The organism is Arthrobacter sp. PM3, from assembly GCF_003352915.1.
In the GTDB taxonomy this organism is placed as follows: Bacteria; Actinomycetota; Actinomycetes; order Actinomycetales; family Micrococcaceae; genus Arthrobacter.
This window is the reverse complement of record NZ_CP022314.1, coordinates 1,459,600-1,476,448: the sequence shown is the minus strand read 5'-3', so window position 1 is coordinate 1,476,448 and position 16,849 is coordinate 1,459,600. Positions and strand designations below refer to the sequence as shown.

Annotated in this window: 14 protein-coding genes and 1 tRNA gene; 7 read left to right on the top strand and 8 right to left on the bottom strand. The window is 66.3% G+C overall.

Annotated features, from left to right (window positions below; all coding sequences use genetic code 11):
- Positions 1-14: 14 nt before the first annotated feature.
- The 3 genes from CFN17_RS06800 to CFN17_RS06790 are packed head-to-tail and all read right to left on the bottom strand — an operon-like array spanning position 15 to position 3,947.
- Positions 15-1,547, bottom strand: coding sequence for an APC family permease (locus tag CFN17_RS06800; RefSeq protein ID WP_208751377.1), 1,533 nt, complete (start codon positions 1,545-1,547; stop codon positions 15-17).
- A gap of 14 nt (positions 1,548-1,561) precedes the next feature.
- Complete coding sequence (locus tag CFN17_RS06795; RefSeq protein ID WP_208750664.1) at positions 1,562-2,500, bottom strand: universal stress protein; 939 nt, start codon at positions 2,498-2,500, stop codon at positions 1,562-1,564.
- Positions 2,501-2,558: 58 nt separating this feature from the next.
- Positions 2,559-3,947, bottom strand: coding sequence for an NAD(P)/FAD-dependent oxidoreductase (locus CFN17_RS06790; protein WP_208750663.1), 1,389 nt, complete (start codon positions 3,945-3,947; stop codon positions 2,559-2,561).
- 179 nt (positions 3,948-4,126) lie between these two features.
- On the opposite strand from CFN17_RS06790, the gene CFN17_RS06785 reads away from it, so the two are divergent.
- Positions 4,127-4,819: a TetR/AcrR family transcriptional regulator gene (locus tag CFN17_RS06785; protein ID WP_208750661.1), complete on the top strand. Its 693-nt coding sequence runs from the start codon at positions 4,127-4,129 to the stop codon at positions 4,817-4,819.
- Between the two features lie 11 nt (positions 4,820-4,830).
- Here CFN17_RS06785 and CFN17_RS06780 read toward each other — a convergent pair whose 3' ends face one another.
- The 5 genes from CFN17_RS06780 to CFN17_RS06760 all read right to left on the bottom strand — a co-directional run bounded on the left by CFN17_RS06780 (position 4,831) and on the right by CFN17_RS06760 (position 8,701).
- Positions 4,831-5,649 (bottom strand): ABC transporter permease, encoded by an 819-nt coding sequence (locus CFN17_RS06780; RefSeq protein ID WP_208750659.1) that lies wholly within the window; start codon positions 5,647-5,649, stop codon positions 4,831-4,833.
- A complete protein-coding gene (locus CFN17_RS06775) occupies positions 5,646-6,491 on the bottom strand; it encodes an ABC transporter permease (protein ID WP_261792394.1) in 846 nt (281 codons plus the stop codon). Before CFN17_RS06775 ends, CFN17_RS06780 begins: the two co-directional genes overlap by 4 nt.
- Positions 6,478-7,320 (bottom strand): ABC transporter ATP-binding protein, encoded by an 843-nt coding sequence (locus CFN17_RS06770; RefSeq protein ID WP_208750655.1) that lies wholly within the window; start codon positions 7,318-7,320, stop codon positions 6,478-6,480. The genes CFN17_RS06775 and CFN17_RS06770 overlap by 14 nt, the downstream gene beginning before the upstream one ends.
- 25 nt (positions 7,321-7,345) lie before the next feature.
- Entirely contained in the window at positions 7,346-8,422 is a 1,077-nt protein-coding gene (locus CFN17_RS06765) for an ABC transporter substrate-binding protein (protein ID WP_208750653.1), read from the bottom strand.
- Between the two features lie 196 nt (positions 8,423-8,618).
- Positions 8,619-8,701, bottom strand: a tRNA-Leu gene (locus CFN17_RS06760).
- A gap of 383 nt (positions 8,702-9,084) precedes the next feature.
- Here CFN17_RS06760 and CFN17_RS06755 point away from each other — a divergent pair.
- Genes CFN17_RS06755 through CFN17_RS06730 form a run of 6 tightly spaced genes read left to right on the top strand, consistent with a single transcriptional unit; the run spans position 9,085 to position 16,849 of the window.
- Positions 9,085-9,834, top strand: coding sequence for a DUF3662 and FHA domain-containing protein (locus tag CFN17_RS06755; protein ID WP_208750651.1), 750 nt, complete (start codon positions 9,085-9,087; stop codon positions 9,832-9,834).
- The gene (locus tag CFN17_RS06750) at positions 9,831-10,313 is read left to right on the top strand and encodes an FHA domain-containing protein (protein ID WP_208750650.1); all 483 of its coding nucleotides are present in this window, start codon (positions 9,831-9,833) and stop codon (positions 10,311-10,313) included. Before CFN17_RS06755 ends, CFN17_RS06750 begins: the two co-directional genes overlap by 4 nt.
- 2 nt (positions 10,314-10,315) lie before the next feature.
- On the top strand, positions 10,316-12,127 hold the full coding sequence (locus CFN17_RS06745; protein ID WP_208750648.1) for a PP2C family serine/threonine-protein phosphatase: 1,812 nt from the start codon (positions 10,316-10,318) through the stop codon (positions 12,125-12,127).
- A complete protein-coding gene (locus CFN17_RS06740; protein ID WP_208750647.1) occupies positions 12,124-13,563 on the top strand; it encodes an FtsW/RodA/SpoVE family cell cycle protein in 1,440 nt (479 codons plus the stop codon). The genes CFN17_RS06745 and CFN17_RS06740 overlap by 4 nt, the downstream gene beginning before the upstream one ends.
- Positions 13,560-15,017: a penicillin-binding protein 2 gene (locus CFN17_RS06735; protein WP_208750646.1), complete on the top strand. Its 1,458-nt coding sequence runs from the start codon at positions 13,560-13,562 to the stop codon at positions 15,015-15,017. Before CFN17_RS06740 ends, CFN17_RS06735 begins: the two co-directional genes overlap by 4 nt.
- Positions 15,014-16,849 carry a protein kinase domain-containing protein gene (locus CFN17_RS06730; protein ID WP_208750645.1) on the top strand — a complete coding sequence of 612 codons (1,836 nt, stop codon included), beginning with the start codon at positions 15,014-15,016 and terminating at the stop codon, positions 16,847-16,849. Before CFN17_RS06735 ends, CFN17_RS06730 begins: the two co-directional genes overlap by 4 nt.

The following is a 16,849-nucleotide window of genomic DNA, read 5'->3' as shown; positions in this document are numbered from 1 at the left end:
AACGCACCGCGGGTTCAGGCTCCGCGGGAGAGAACCTTGCCCTTGAAGAACTCGGGGCGCATCTTGGCCATCACCAACATGATCACCACGCCCAGCAGGATGACGCCCATGCCGAGGATGAACACCAGGCCCAGGCCGCCAACCGAAGAGCCGGAACCATAGGCCGGATCCATGGAGTCATAGGCCGTCTTGAAGAACATGACCAGCAGCATGACGCCGCCGAGCAGGGGTGCCAGGAACTTGAAGAAGAAGGCCCGCGCGCCGCTGAATGCCTCGGCACGGAAGAACCAGACGCAGGCCAGGGCGGTGATGCCGTAGTAGAAGCAGATCATCATGCCCAGTGCGGTGATGGTGTCCCACAGCGCGTTCTCCGAGGTCGTGCGGGTGATGACATAGAACGCAGCGGCCGCGACGGCCGAGGCGATCGTGGCGTAGCTCGGTGACTTGTGCGTGGGGCTGATCCGACTGAACTGTGCCGGGAGCGCCTTGTAGTGGCCCATGGACAGCAGCGTGCGTGCCGGCGAGACGAAGGTGGACTGCAGGGACGCCGCCGAGCTGCTGAGGATGGCCAGGGACATCAGGATCGCGAACGGACCCATCACCGGGCCGGCAAGGACGGCGAAAATGCTGCCCTGGTTCTCCGGGTTCCCGGCCCCGAGCCCGGTGGTGCCGATCCCGGCGTAGGCAAGGGTGGCCAGGGCGACCGTCATGTAGATGATCACAATGACCAGCACCGTGACGGTGGCGGCACGGCCGGGGGTCTTTTCCGGATTCTTGGTCTCCTCGTTCATGGTCAGCGTGACGTCCCAGCCCCAGTAGATGAAGATGGACAGTGAAACGCCGGCCGCGAAGGCCGAGAACGACTCCACGGCGAACGGGTTGAACCACTCCGGCTGGATGGCGGTGGCGTCAAAGGCCGTTCCGTTGGCCACATGGCTGAAGGCCGCGACGGCAAACCAGCCCAGGACCAGCATCTGGAAGCCGACCAGCACGTACTGGACCGACTTGGTGGTTTCCATGCCGCGGTAGGAGATCCAGCACGCAAGGGCTATGAACACCAGCGTCGTGGCGATGTTCAGGGGCAGGTTGGTGGTGAGGTCGGCGAGCTCCGGCTTCCCGAACAGCTGCGCCAGCATCAGGTAGAAGAAGTCCACCGCGACGGCGGCCAGGTTGGAGAGCACAATGATGGTCGCCGCGATCAGCCCCCAGCCCCCCATCCAGCCAAGCCACGGGCCGAAGGCCCGGGACGCCCACGTGAAGGAGGTGCCGGCGTCGGGCATCGCGTTGTTCAGCTCGCGGTAGCCGAGCGCCACCAGCAGCATGGGAATGAAGCCCACCAGGAAGACCGCAGGCAGCTGCACGCCGACCTCGGAAACCGTGGGGCCGAGAGCCGCCGTGAGGGTGTAGGCGGGTGCGATGCAGGAGATGCCGATGACGACGGCGCCAATCAGCCCCACCGATCCGGCCTTCAGGCCCTTCTCGCTCAGCCCGTGTTTCTCGCCGGTGTGCTGTCCGGCCTGTTGTCCGGAGGGCGACGCCTTCGGCATCGCGCGTTCGGTGCTCATTTCTGTGCCTCTCGGGAAGTGTCAGCCGACGTGGAATCGGTCAGCTGCTTGAGTTCATAGTCGCTGGGGACGACGATCATCGGCACCGGCAGTGCGCGCAGAATGCGGTTGGCGGTGCTGCCGAGGAAGATGGACCGGCTCTTGGCAAGGCGGCTGGACCCGATCAGCAGGACCTCGCCGTCCTCCCAGTCCAGCCGGTCCACCGCTTCCTCGATACTGCGGCCATGGGCGACGACGACCTCCGTCTTCGCTTCCGCCCGGACCTCCGGTTCACCCTTCTCCGGGCCGCCGGCCGGGAGGGCCGCGGCGAGGTGTTTCTCGGCATATTCCCGGGCCGCCGCGGCGGCCTTTTCGGCGTCGGCCTCGGCGCCGCCGTCGAGCGCCAGAAGTGAGACGACCCGCAGCGGAACCTCGCGGTTGGTCGCCATGCCGAGGGCGAAGTCGAGCAGCTTCTCGGCGCCCGCCCGGGTGCCGAGCCCGCAGCTGATCCGGGTCAGCGCGTCCCGGCGGTGGTAGCCATGGGGCGCCAGCGCCACCGGAACAGTGGAGGCGTGAAGCAGGGCGCTGGCCACAGACCCGATGGTGAACCGTTTGAAGAGTCCGTTGTTGGCCGCGCCGATGATGAGCAGGTCGGCGCCCAGTTCCTCCGCGGCCTGAATCAGCGCGTGGGCGTCGGAGTCGCCGGTGCGGATGTGGACCGCGGCCGGGACGTCGGCGGGAACCAGGGCCCTGGCCTCGTCGAGCCACTCCTGGGCCTGTTCGTGGAGAACGCTTTCGAATCCGACTCTGGGTGCGTGGGCGGCCCCGAACTGCTGTACCTCGGGAACCGCCACCACAAGGTCAAGGCTGGCCCCTCGGCCGCGGGCGAGGGCGATGGCCAGATTGACCGCATCATGGCCCCTGGCATCGGCTGAGTACCCCACTACGTAACGCATCTGGCCATCGTCCTTTCTTCGTTGCCCTGAACTGCCGGGCTATTGCTGACTGGTTTTTCTAGGGGGCGACGGACGCCCGGTCCGCCGCGGCGACGATCCGGGCCGCCGTCGCCTGGCCCATCCGGACGGCACCGTCGACGTGCTGGTAGCCCTCGGCGGCAAGGTCCGAGGAGGACCAGTAGATGGGGCCGACCGGCTTCAGCTGGTCCTGGCCGTACCGGTGCAGGCCGCCGAGGTCGTAACTGGCGGCGTAGGCGCCTCGGGTCCATTCCTCCGAACCCCAGTCGGATTCGAAGTAGACCTCGGGCTCGAGCGCCTTCGGCCCAAGGAAGGAGGCGATCGATTCGAGGATCGCGCGGCGGCGGTCCTCGGCGCTGAGTTCGAACATGGCGTCGGCCTTTTCGTCCGAGACGAACCCGACCAGCGTGCCGCGCGGATCTTCGTGGTTGGTGTTGTCGTAGACCTCCTGCACGAGCGCGCCGGCGCCGAACGCTGTTCCGGAGAGCCCGTCCTCGCGCCAGAACGGCGTGCTGTAGACGGCGTGGACCTTGATGACCAGGCCGAGCGACTGGTGCTGGTGCATCTGGTGCTGCCGGCGGGGCAGCGGCGGGTCGAAGGAGACCCGGGAGTAAAGGTTCGGCGGCACGGCCATGATGACGAAGCGGGCGTTCACGACCGCCCGTTCGGAGACGGCGGTGACGCGGTGCGCGCCGCTCGCGTCTTCGGCCCACCGGATGGTGCGGACCGGGCTGTCGAGGACGACGTCGTCGCCGAGTTCGGCTGCCTGCAGCAGCGACACCTGCTGCATCCCGCCGATAACCCGCTTGTCCAGGATGAAGTCTTCATCCGTGAGGTTGGTGAAGGACCCGGCGGAGGCGGCCATCAGGACTGCCTGCAGGGCGGAGAAGGCGTGGGCCGGCTTGGTGAGCATGCCGCCGGCGATGAACAGGCCGATGTTGTTGCAGGCTTCCTCATCTGCCGAATTCTGCCGCAGCCAGTGGTGGAAGGAAATGGTGTCCAGCTCGCGCGCCTTGGGGTGGGCCCACGGCTCCTCGGCGCCGATCTCCGCGGCGAGCGAGTCCAGCAGGGCCGTGAGCTTGTCCATTTCGGCGGCGGTGGTTTCGCTGACGGGGAAGGTCTCGCCCGTGTACAGCGTGCGCTTGCCGTCCGCGCCGATGTAGACGGACTTGCCCTCCCGGTAGCGGGAAAAGGTCTGAAGTCCAAGGTCCTCCAGGAGGGCCAGGAGCGCCGTCTGGTCCGGCGAAACCCACTGTCCGCCGATTTCGAGCACGGCCCCGTCAACGGTGTCGGTCCAGGTCCGGCCGCCCACGCGGTCGCGTGCCTCGAGCACGGCGACGCTCAGGCCGGCCTTCTTCAGTTCCCGGGCTGCCGTGAGCCCGGAGGGGCCCGCTCCGACGATGACGACGTCGCGATCAAGTTCCAGCATGGTGTCCTCTCCGTGGCCGCTTGAGTGATGCGGACCACTAAATGAATGCCGTTCATTTAGAATGATAGACCTTCCCGCCGCATCGGGGAAGAGCCTTTAGGAAAGAATTCCGGCCGTAAAGTTGGGGCAGAATGGAAGAACCAACGAACCGGCCCGCAGAGCCAGACGAAAGGCCCGGAATGACGGCAACAACCAGCGCCCCTGCCGATCCGCAAGGCCCGCCCGCCAAGCCGCGCCGCCGCGTGGGCCGGCCGGCTGCGGCCGTGCTGGACCAGGCCGGCATCACGGCGGCAGCCCTGCAACTGATCGGCAAGAGCGGGTACGACGGCTTCACCATGGCCGCCCTGGCGCGGACCCTCAACGTGGCGCCCTCCGCGCTGTACAACCACGTCTCCTCCAAGCGGGATGTGCTGGTCCTGGTCCAGGACCACCTGACCTCATTCGTGGACGTCGCCGCCTTCGAGTCCGGGCCCTGGGAGCAGGCTGTGCGGGACTGGGCCTGGAGCTACCGTGACGTTTTCTCCAAGCACACGCCGCTGATTCCCGTCATCGCCGTCCTGCCCGTGGCCGATGCCCCCAAGACGCTGGCGATGTACGAGGCCGTCAGCGCGGGCTTCCACCGCGCCGGGTTCCCGCAGGGACGGATCATCCCGGCCATCGTTGCCCTGGAGTCCTTCATCTTCGGGTCGGCCTACGACGTCACGGCACCGGCGGACATCTTCGATTCGGGCAGCATGGCCGCGTCCACCCCCTATTTCACCTCCGCCGTCGAACTCCTGGCCGAGGAAAGCCAGGACAAGCCGGCCGACGTCGCCTTCAGCCTGGGGCTCGAGGCCCTCATGGCCGGACTCGGGGCGCTCCGGACGGCGTAGCGGGCCGGCGGTCAGGCCGCCGTCGCCGCCCCCTGCCCGGACCTCCTCAGCATGGCGTCTTCGAGGAGCGCCACGATCGAGTACAGGATGATCGAAACCAGCGTGATCACCACAACCGACGCCCAGACCTCGTTGTTCCTGGCACGCGAGACGGCAGAGATGATCGCGTAACCGATCCCGTTGCCGGTGGCTAGCCATTCGGCGAGCAGCGCCCCCGTGACCGCTCCCGGAACGGAGACTTTGACGGCGGTGAAGAAGGCCGGGAGGGATGCGGGCAAAGCCACCTTCATGAGGGCTGTCCACCGGGAGCCGCCGTAGACGTCAATGACCTCCAGCATTGCCGGCGATGCGGAGCGAAGCCCGAAGACGATTGTCACGAGGGCTGGAAACAGCACCACGATCCCGCCGATGGCGGCCACGGCCGGTTCCTGCCGTCCGAAAATGAGGATGATGATGGGCGCTAAGGCGACCAGCGGCACGGACCGCAGCAGCATGGCGACCGGCATCAAAGCCTGCTCCACCCCGCGGAAGAGGACGAAAACACCAGCGACCGCCACAGCCCCCACCATCCCGGCGGCAAACCCGAAAAAGGCGTCAATCATGGTCTGGCCGAGGTTCTGCAGGACGGCCTGCCGGTTGCCGGCTGATGCCGGAGCGGTAAAGAGGTAGTTGAAGACATCCAGTGGGCCCTTGCCCACGTAAGGCGAGATGTTGAAGAGTTTCAGCAGCGCCACCCACAGCAGCAGCACCATTGACAGCGAGACGAGCAACCCCAGGACTGCGCGAATGAGGCTTTTGAAGGCGGCGAGGCCCGGTGCCCGGGTCCTCATCGTGCGGCCCCCCGGTGTCCTGCAGACCAAGGCGCGACGAACCTTGCGATGACGGCAAAGACGACGTAGCCCGCGCCGGCCAGGAGCCCGGCGACCAGCGCCACCCCCCAGGCCCGGGAAATTTCCAGGTTCTGTTGCGCATTGACCAGCGCAGGGCCGACCCCGCGGTCCACCCCGCCCACATATTCGCCCAGGATCGCGCCCAGCACGGCGGCTGGAACGGCGATCTTGAGCGCATTAAGGATCCCCGGCAGCGCCGAAATGAGCTGCACCTTGATCAACTGCTGGAACCGGCCGCCGCCGTAGACGGTAACGACATCCAGGCTTGACTTGTCTGCGCTCCTAAGCGCCGACAGGGCTCCCACCACGGTAGTGAAGAAGACGGAGATGCCGGCCAGCAGCACTGCCGTTCCCGATGCTTGGCCGCGCGCCGGGGATCCAATCACGATGAACGCCAGCGGTCCGATAGCCACAATCGGCAGGCAGTAGCTGATGACGGCCAGTTGGGTGACCAGCCGTTCAAGACCCGGCATCACAAGTACGCTGCCGGCGAGCAGGAGGGCTGCAACGTTGCCCCAGAAATAGCCTGTGGAGGCCTCCGTGACCGTGACGACAAGGTTGGGCCAGTAGAAGCCGATGCCGTCCCTCGCCAGTTGGCCGAGAACCGCGGCCGGTGTGGGCACGGCGCCGCCCGAACCGTCGGCTGCGGCTCCCACGCCGGCCAGCACAGTTCCGGCGGCCAGCCACCAGACCGCAACCGTGGCAGCCACGCCGATCCCGGCCGCCGCCCACTGCGGGAGCGGCCGGGAGGTTGTCGCTGTCTTCGCGTCAGTCCTCGTCAATGGACGCCCCTTCCCCAAGCGCCGCTCCGGCGTCACCAAACAGCAGATCCGACGCCCTGTCGCACAGGGCATGGAACTCCGGCGTCCTCATCATCTCCGGCGTCCTTGGCCTGGGCAGGTCAACGGTGATGACCTCCTTGATCCTGCCGGGCCGTGCACTCATGACGGCCACGACGTCGGAGAGAAACATCGCCTCCGCGATGCCATGCGTGACCATGAGGGTGGTGGCCGGCTTCTCTGTCCAGATCCGCAGCAGTTCAAGGTTGAGCCGCTGGCGCGTCATGTCATCCAGGGCACCGAACGGTTCGTCCAACAGGAGCACCGACGGTTTGAGGGCCAGCGCCCTGGCAATGGAGACCCGCTGCCGCATTCCGCCGGAGAGCTGCGCAGGTTTGGCCTTTTCGAACCCCCTGAGGCCGATCAGCCCCACGAGTTCGTCCACCATCGCATGGTCAACCGGCAAGCCCGCCACTTCGAAAGGCAGGCGGATGTTGGAGACCACGCTTCGCCATGGCAGGAGGGCCGGATCCTGGAAGGCGATACCGAGCTCATGGCGGGTTCGCAGCTCCGCCGGCGTATGGCCGTCCACGGTGACCTGACCGGCCGTGGGAGTTTCCAGGCCGGCCAGTATTCGCAGAATGGTCGATTTGCCGCATCCTGAGGGCCCCAGCAGGGACAGGAACGTTCCCTTCGAGGTCATCAGGTTGGCATCTTCCAACGCCACGACATTTCTGCGGCCCATGCTGAAGCTCTTGCCCAGCCGGCTGAGCGAAATCCCGGTTCCGGACAACATGCCATGGGCGACGGCGGCGGTGCTTAGATCAGTCATATGTCCTGCTCACCTCCGGGCCGGGTTACTTCAGGGTCGGGTTTTCGGCATAAACCTCTTCGAGGAGGCTCGTGTCGAAGATCTTCTCGGCGGTGGTGTCGTAGCCGGCGAGCTTGAGGATCTCGATGTTCCTGTCCATGAGCTCTTTGGAAATCGAGAACAGTCCGTTGCTCTTCGTGTCCTGAGTGGCAACGAGCTTGCTGTTCTGTGCCTCGGCTTGGGCCTTTTCCTTGTCGAGGGTGAGGCCGAGTTCCTTGCCGTAAACCTCCACCGCGAGCCTGGCTGATTCCGCCGGGTCCGCCAACGCGTCTTTCCAGCCCTTGATGGTGGCTACCAGGAAGGCTTTCAATTCTTTCCGCTTGTTCTGGATGGAATCTTCCGTGACCACGAAGCTTTCAGCGATGAAGGGCAGGCCGTTGTCCGCGAACGGCAGCACGGCCGTCTTGTGTCCCCCCAGCTCGAGGGTCAGGACCTCGTTGGTCAGGTACGCGAAGAACCCTTCAACGTCACCATTCAGCAACGGCTGGGGGTCGTACTGTACAGGAACCTTCGTGACCGCGGACGGATCAATCTTGTTGACCTCAAGGAGGGCATCAAACAGCGTCTCGTTGACGCCCGCCTGCACCCCGATCTTCCTGCCGACGAGGTCTCCAGGAGCCGTAATCGGCTTCCCGGCAAGGGACACGATGGTGAATGGGTTCTTCTGGTACGTGGAGCCGATGATCTTTAACGGCGCGCCCTCATTCAGCACTACGGGAGCCACTCCCACGGGCGAGGACGTGCCTACCAGGGCTTTGCCGGAGAGAACCATGGTTTCTGCCGAAGCGCCGCCCGGGCCGCCGGCAATCAGGTTGACGGCCGTGAAGCCCGCGTCCTTGTAATAGCCCTTGCTGTCGGCAAAATACTCACCGGCGAATTCCGCGTTCTTCAGCCAGGACAACTGGACCTCCAGCGTGCCAAGGTCTTCGGCCGTGCCGCTCGCCGGCGAGGTTGCGGCATTGGTCCCGCCACCGCAGCCTGTGAGGGCCACGAGCGCCGCCGACGATATCCCTGCCAGCAGCATCCGGCGGGTGGGGCGCAATTCCGAACCAAAAGCCGTCATTCTACTTCTCCAAATCGGGAGGTGGTCAGATGAAAAGCGGCCCCCGCGGGGCCGCCTGGCACTGACCCTAGGAAACGGTTGTTTCAGGAATCCGCGCTTTCCCGTTTCGGTGAAGTTAACTCTCGGTTAGATGACGGGAGAGGTGCGGGTTAAACAAAAGAACCCCGGTCCGAAGACCGGGGTTCTTTACATTGCGTGCGCGAGGGGGGATTTGAACCCCCACGCCCTTTCGGACACTGGCACCTGAAGCCAGCGCGTCTGCCGTTCCGCCACTCGCGCGCAACTTCTTTCACCTGGCAGGGACCGGATTCCCGGACCGTCCGCCTCGTAAAAGCAGCGAGATCAAGCATAACGGACAACTGCGCGAAAACACTAATCGAGCCGGCAGGGCCGCCACTACGCCTGCTTTTCGCACTGTTCAAGACCTGTTAATCCACCCCGCGAGGGCCGCACGCCAGGCCGCGGCGCGGTGATGTCCGCGCACGTCAGGACGTTTTCCCGGCTTCTTCCGGCGCCCGGCCGGCGTCGCCCATTGAGGGCATTCCCAGACTGTCCAAGTAGTATCTGATGTAAGAGTGTCCGCGGACAGCGGGCTCGCAAACGTTGGAAACTGAGTTCCGGAACGAACGCTGCCCCGCAGCCATCAGGAAAGGAGAGGGACCATGGGATTGCTGGACAAAGTCGAGCGCGGCATCGAAAAGGCCGTCCGCGGAGTCTTCTCCACCGGTTCCCGTGCCCAGGTCGAGCCCGTCGAAATCGCCAGCCGCCTCCGCAGCGAAGTGGACAACAAGGCCATCACCATCGCCGCGGGCCGCACGCTGGCGCCCAATGTGTTTGACGTGCTTCTCAGCAGCGATGATTTCCGGCGTGCCCAGGAATGGGGAACGCCGCTGGCCGAAGAACTGTGCGACGTCGTCATCAACCACGTCCGCAGTCAGGGCTACACCCTGCAGGGACCGGTCCGGATCAGCTTCCGCCGCGACGACGAACAACGCGCCGGAAGTTTCGATATCGCTTCGCGGACCGAGAAAGCCTCCGCACCGTCCGTGCCGTCCCGGCAGGGAGTGCACGGAAATGTGCCGGCGGCTCCGGCCCGCCAGCCTTCGCAGCTTCAGCCCGTGCTGGACATCGACGGCCAGCGCTACTCTCTCAACGCTCCATCGATCGTCCTGGGACGGTCCTCGGAAGCGGACATCCTCATTGACGACACCGGTGTTTCGCGCCGCCACCTGGAAATCCGGACCGGGCCGGGCACCGCCCAGGCAATCGATCTGGGCTCCACGAACGGCAGTTATGTCAACGGCCAGAAGGTCGTGGGCAGCGCGGAGCTTACTGACGGCGCCACGATCACGATGGGACGGACCAAAATCATCTTCCGCCTACTGCCCGCCACCCCAGGCGGCCGCGCATGAGCGAACTAACCATCACGGCCCTGCGTTTCGGGTTCCTTATTCTTCTCTGGCTGATGATCTTCGGCATCGTCTCTGCCATGCGGCGCGATCTGATGATCGGCCGCAAGGCGGCGGCCGGAGCTCCCACCGCTCGCCAGGTACGCAAGAACCCGTCCCTCGCCGAGCCCCCTCCCCCGCCCGTCAAGCAGCAGGCCCGGCAGCTCGTCGTGACCGAGGGCCCGCTCAAGGGCACCACCATCCCCCTGGCCGCAAGCCCGATCCTCCTGGGCCGGGCGCAGGAAGCCACCCTCGTCCTGGAAGACGACTATGCGTCGGGCCGCCACGCCCGCCTGTTTCCACAAGGCAGCCGCTGGTTCATCGAGGACCTCGGCTCCACCAATGGCACATACCTGGCAGACCAGCAGCTGACCCGGGCACTCCCGGTGGAGCTGGGCGTCCCCGTGAGAATCGGCAAGACGGTCATTGAATTGAGGCCGTAGCCGTGGCTGCCCCGGATTCTCCCGCAGACAGGGCCGACGGCAAGTCAACCGCCCCGAAGCGGCCCCTCATCATGCGCTACGCCGCGCGCTCCGACGTCGGCCGCGTGCGTGCCAAGAACGACGACTCCGCGTACGTCGGCCGGCATTTGGCCGTCGTTGCCGACGGCATGGGCGGCCATGCCGGCGGTGATGTTGCCTCGGCGGCAACCGTCCTGGACATGATCCACCTTGACCATGATGAATACGTCGGCGACGCCGGCACCGTCCTCGCCGACGAAATCCAGACGGCCAACTCCCTGCTGTCCGAGCTGGTGCACATCAATCCCAAGCTCGCCGGGATGGGCACCACGGTCACGGCGCTGCTGCTCGCCGAGGGCAAGCTGCACTTCGCCCATATCGGCGACTCACGCGCTTACCGCCTGCGCAACGACGAGTTCGAACAGGTCAGCGTCGACCACACGTTTGTCCAGCGGCTCATCGACGAAGGCCGGCTCCGCCCGGAAGAGGCGGAATCGCATCCGCACAAGAACGTCCTCATGCGCGTGCTGGGCGACGTCGACGCCAGCCCCGAACTGGACCTCGATACCCTGGCCGTCCAGCCCGGGGAACGCTGGCTGCTGTGCTCTGACGGTTTGAACTACGTGGCCGGCCACGTCGTGGAGCGGACGGTCCGCGAAACGAAGGACCTGAAGGAGTGCGCCGACCTCCTCGTTGAGCTGACCCTCGAGGCCGGCGCCCCGGACAACGTCACGGTGGTCATGCTGGACATCGCCGAGCAGACTCCCGACGACGTCAGCACCGCCGCCGTCGACGTCGTCCCCTTGCCGGGGACCACCACGGCATCAGCACCGGCCGCCGCTTCGGCATCGGGGCCGGGCTCGGGGTCAGGGCCGGCGTCCTCGGCCGGTAGCACCCTTGGTGCGGCGAGGTCCTCCGGTGCGCCGAAGGACAAGAACGACGCCGGCGCCACCGGTTCCGCTGGCCGGTCCGCGGCTGCTGCCCCCACCGCCGCTTCTGCGTCCCTGAGCCAGGATGGGCCGGGCGCAAAATTCCCGGGCGACGGCAAGGAGGCGGGCACGGCGGACGCCGCCAAGGAGCCCGAAACCACCACCGACCCGCATCTGGGTGAACATCTCTCGGCTGAAGTCCTGCGCGAAGAACTCGCCAGCCGTCCCCACGAACTCGTCGGAGCCGCCGCCGCAGCCGCCGAATCAGGGTCCATCCCGTCCATCGCAGGACGCACCGTGGCCCGCCGCGCGGCCACCGTCCTGACCCACAAGTCGGAACAGGCCCGCGAGGACGCCGAGGAAATCAAACCCTCCGGGCGGCCGCGCCGGTGGCTCACCGTGTCCATTGCCGCCGCCATCGTCGCGCTGCTGGCCGTCGGACTGTGGCTCGGCTATGCCTGGACCCAGACCCGCTACTACATCGGCGAGCACGATCAGCACGTCGCCATCTTCAATGGGGTCTCGCAGCGGCTCGGGCCCATCCAGCTTTCCACCCTCGAAGCGGTGACCGATATCAAGATGTCCGATCTTCCCGAATTTTCGCAACAGCGGGTGCGCCAGACCGTGCCCGCCCGCGATCTCTACGACGCGCAGCGGATCGTCAAGAACCTTGAGCGGACCGGTACCACTGCCCCGGCCGATGAATGCCTCACGCCGTCGCCGACGGCGACACCGGGCTCCACGGCGAAAGCCGGTGCCACCGCCTCACCGGGGTCCACGGCGTCACCCGGTGCCACCGCCGCACCGGGAGCGGCCAAGCCGACGCCGTCCGCCACCCCGACAACGAATTGCGAAGGGGCCAAATGACGCCCATCGACTCCGTGCCCAAGCCGCGACGCAACGTGGAACTCGCCCTGCTCCTCCTGGCCCTCGCCGTCGGAATCGGCGCCCAGGCCCTGGTCGGCGTGGACCGCCAAAAAGCGTTCGACACCGACTTCTGGTTCCAGTCCGGCCTCCTGGCCGCCGCTGCCCTCGCATTCCACGTCGTGCTGCGGATCCGGGCTAAATATGCCGATCCGGTAATACTTCCGCTGGTGGTCGCCCTCAACGGGCTGGGCCTGGCCATGATCCACCGGCTGGACCGGGTGGGTGAGGACACCGGCAACAACCAGTTGCGCTGGACCCTGGTGGCCATGGCAGTCGCCATCGCGGTGATCTGGTTCCTCAAGGACCACCGCATCCTGCGCCGTTTCACCTACATTTCCCTGGCCGTCAGCGCCGTGCTCCTCATCCTGCCGCTGGTGCCCGGCATCTCGGCCGGTGAGGTCCTCGGCGCCAGCGTCTGGATCAAGATCGGCTCCATGACCTTCCAGCCGGGTGAAATCGCCAAGATCACGCTGGCGATCTTCTTTGCCGGGTATCTGTCCTCTAACAGGGACCTCATCCTGCTGGCGGGCCGCAAGATCGGCCCCGTGCAGTTCCCGCGGTTCAAGGACATGGGCCCCATGATCACCGCCTGGCTGGTGAGCATCGGCGTGTTGGTCTTCCAGCGCGACCTCGGCTCCTCGATCCTGTTCTTCGGCCTGTTCCTCGTCATGATCTACGTCGCGACCAGCCGCATCAGCTGGGTCATCATCGGCCTGGTCCTGATCGTGGTAGGTGGCTTCGTGGCCGCCCGGGTGTTCTCGCACGTCGCCCTGCGGATCGACGGCTGGCTCAACGCGTTCACCGAGGAGGTCTACGGCCGGCAATTCGGCGGCAGCCTGCAAATTGTCGAGGGCCTGTTCGGCATGGCCAACGGCGGGCTGGTCGGCACCGGCCTGGGCCAGGGCCGTCCCAACCTTGTCCCCTTCGCCAACAGCGACATGATCATCGCTTCCTTCGGTGAGGAACTCGGCCTTATCGGCGTCTTTGCGATCGTCCTGATGTACCTGCTGCTGTTCACCCGCGGCTTCCGGGCCGCACTGGGCACCCGCGACGCCTTCGGCAAGCTGCTGGCGACCGGGCTCTCCTTCGCGATCGCGCTGCAGTGCTTCGTGGTGATCGGCGGCGTCACGCGCCTGATCCCGCTCACCGGCCTCACCACGCCGTTCCTGGCCGCCGGCGGGTCCTCGTTGCTGGCCAACTGGATCATCGTCGGCCTGTTGCTCATGATCTCTCACACGGCGCGCGGACCGGTAGACACAACGCCGTTGCCGCCGGGCCAGGAGCCCGGCAACAAGAACGCCCCGGCAATGCCGGCCAAGGCCCCCGTCCCCCGAACCAGTACCGACGCACCCACCGAGGCGGTGAAGCAGCTATGAACCAGGCCATCCGAAATTCCTGGATCGCCGCGATCGCGATGTTCGTGCTGATCTTCGGCGCGCTCAGCTACGTTCAGGTGGTCGGAGCCGACGAGCTCAAGGCCAACGCCTGGAACCGGCGCGCCATCCTGCAGAACTACTGCAATGACCGCGGCGCCATCATTGTCGGCGGCACCCCGGTGGCGGAGTCCGTGCCTGCCACGGAGAGCTGCAAGTTCCAGCGGACCTACTCGCAGCCGGAACTCTACGCGGGCGTGACCGGATACTTCTCGAAGAACTACGGCCTCACCGGACTCGAAAAATCGATGAACGACGTCCTGGCCGGCAGCTCGGACCAGCAGTTCCTGGACCGGGTCGGTCAGTTGTTCCTCGGCAACCAGCCCAAGGGCGCCTCCGTGGAGCTGACCCTGGACCCCCAGATCCAGAAGTTGGCCTATGACCTCATCCCGGACGGCCAGCGCGGCTCCATCGTGGTGACCAACCCGAAGACCGGCGCCATCCTGGCCATGGTGTCCAAACCGTCCTACGACCCGAATCTCATCGCCACCCAGGACGCGGCCGCCGAGCAGGCCAACTACAACGAGCTGAACCAGATCCCGGGGATCAACCTGAACCAGAACGTCAGCGGGCCCACGGGCGAGCTGCTGGCTCCGGGATCGGTCTTCAAGCTCATCGACACCTCGGCCGCGCTCAAATCGGGCAAGTACAACAAGGACAGCTCCCTGCCCAACCCGGCGGAGATGTCGTTCCCCGGCATCGACTACAAGCTCCCCAACTATGCCGGCGGCAACTGCTATACCCGCACGACGGCGTCGTTCGCGTTTGCCCTGCAGCAGTCCTGCAACACGCCGTTCGCCAGCATCGCCCTGGACCTGGGGCAGAAGGCCATCGGCGACGAGGCCTCGAAGTTCGGCTTCGGGCAGGACTTCGGCGACCAGCTGAAGCTGGACAGCGCCCCGAGCTTCTTCCCGAGCGATCCGCTGGACGACGCCGGGCTGGCACAGTCCTCGATCGGCCAGCGCGATGTCCGGGCCACCCCGCTGCAGATCAACACAATGACCGCGGCGATTGCCAACGACGGCGTGCAGATGCAACCGAACCTGATCAAGACCGTGCGCGCTCCCGACCTGCGGGTCATCAGCGAACCGAAGCCGCAGGCGCTGCGCACCTCCACGACGCCGGAGATCGCGCGGCAGATCAACGAGTGGATGGTCAGCGTGGTCGACGACGGCATCGCCAAGCGGGCGGCCGTGCCCGGTGTCCAGGTGGCCGGCAAGACCGGCACCGCGGAGCTCGGCAACGGCCTGAACAACTCTTGGTTCACCGGGTTTGCCCCGGCGAATGATCCGCAGGTGGCTGTCACCATCGTCATGGAAGGCGTGGACATCACCACCGGCGCAAACCTAACCAGTCCGAACGCGAAGAAGATTTTTGAGGCGGTGTTGAATAAGTGAGGCCTACTTCGGGAATCACCCTCGGCGGCAGGTTCCAGCTGACCACGCGCATTGCGATCGGCGGCATGGGAGAAGTCTGGAAAGCCAAAGACCTGATCCTTGGCCGCATCGTCGCCATCAAGGTGCTCAAGGAGGAATACACCGGCGATCCCGGGTTCCTGCAGCGGTTCCGCGCCGAGGCACGCCATACTGCGCTTCTGAACCATGTGGGCATCGCCAATGTCTTCGACTACGGCGAGGAAGAGGGCTCGGCCTACCTGGTGATGGAACTGGTGCCGGGGCAGCCGCTGAGCAGCATCATCGAACACGAGCAGGTGCTCTCCCCGGACCGGACCCTCTCGATCATGGCGCAGACCGCGCGTGCCCTCGCCGTGGCCCACGCCCAGGGCCTGGTGCACCGCGACGTCAAGCCGGGCAACCTGCTCATCACTCCGGACGGCCGCGTCAAGGTCACCGACTTCGGTATTGCCCGCCTGGCCGACCAGGTTCCGCTGACCCAGACCGGGCAGGTGATGGGCACCGCCCAGTATCTGGCCCCGGAACAGGCCACGGGGCAGACGGCCACCGGCGCCTCGGACATCTACTCGCTCGGCGTGATCGGCTACGAATGCCTCACCGGCCACCGGCCCTTCTCCGGGGAATCGCAGATTGCCATCGCCCTGGCCCAGGTCAACGACGCGCCGCCGCCGCTGCCCGAAACGCTTCCGCGGCCGGTCCGCGCCCTGCTGATGTCCATGCTGGCCAAGGACCCGAAGAACCGCCCCGCGGATGCCATCAAGCTGTCCGAAGCGGCGGAAGCGATCCGCAACGGCGACATTGCTGCAGCACACGCGGCAGTTCCCGGAATGCTGCTTTTTGACGCCGCAACCGGCCCCATCACGGCCCCGGTCGACGTCCCCACCGCCGCTACCAGCGTCCTGGGCGCCAGCGCCGCCCAGGACAAGTCGACGTCGGCGACCTCCGCACTGCCCGTCGTCGGCGCGGCCGGTGCCGGAGCGGCGGCCGGTCTCGCGGCCGGTGCGGCGGCTGCCAGCGGCTACGGCGCACGCAACGCGCTCAACCGCGCCGATGCCCTGGCCGCCGAACGCAGCTGGGCACCGGAGGAGGACGAATACGACGAGGAGCCGGAGGAGGAGCCGCAGCGCCGCAAACGCAGCCCGTGGACCTGGCCGCTGATTGCCCTGATCCTGCTGGTGGTGTTCGCCCTGGCCGGTATCGTCATCAGCCAGGCCGGCAGCCTCTTTCCCGCCAAGGCTCCGGCGACGACCGCCGCCACGTCCAGCAGCACGAAGCCGGGCAGCCCCACGCCCTCGGCGTCGACGGCGTCACCTTCCGAGACGCCGACCCCCACCGCCAGCTCCGCCACCCCCACGGAGACCACCCCGGCTGCCATCAACCTGATCCCGGATGCCTACCTCGGCAGGCAGTTCAGCGACGTCCGTAGCGAATTGGTCGGGAAGGGGCTGCAGGTCACCGGCGTCGAAGTGTTCAATGACGCGACCCCGGGAACAGTCACCAACATCGACCCCTCAGGTCCGGTCCAGCCCGGGACGACCATCACCGTGAGCTACTCAAAGGGCCCGGAGATGGTGGCCGTACCGTCGATTTCCGCCGGCGCGAGCGAGGCCGAGGTCCAGCAGGCCATCCAGGATGCCGGCCTGCGCTGGGCCAAGGGTTCGGACGTGAATCCCACGAACAAGAAGCAGGATCCGGGAACGTTCGTGAGCTCCGACCCTGCTTCCGGCAGCAAAGTTCCCGCCGGCAGCGTGGTGACCTACCACCTGGCCAAGGCACCGGCTGACACTCCTTCACCTACCAAGTCAGCACCGTAA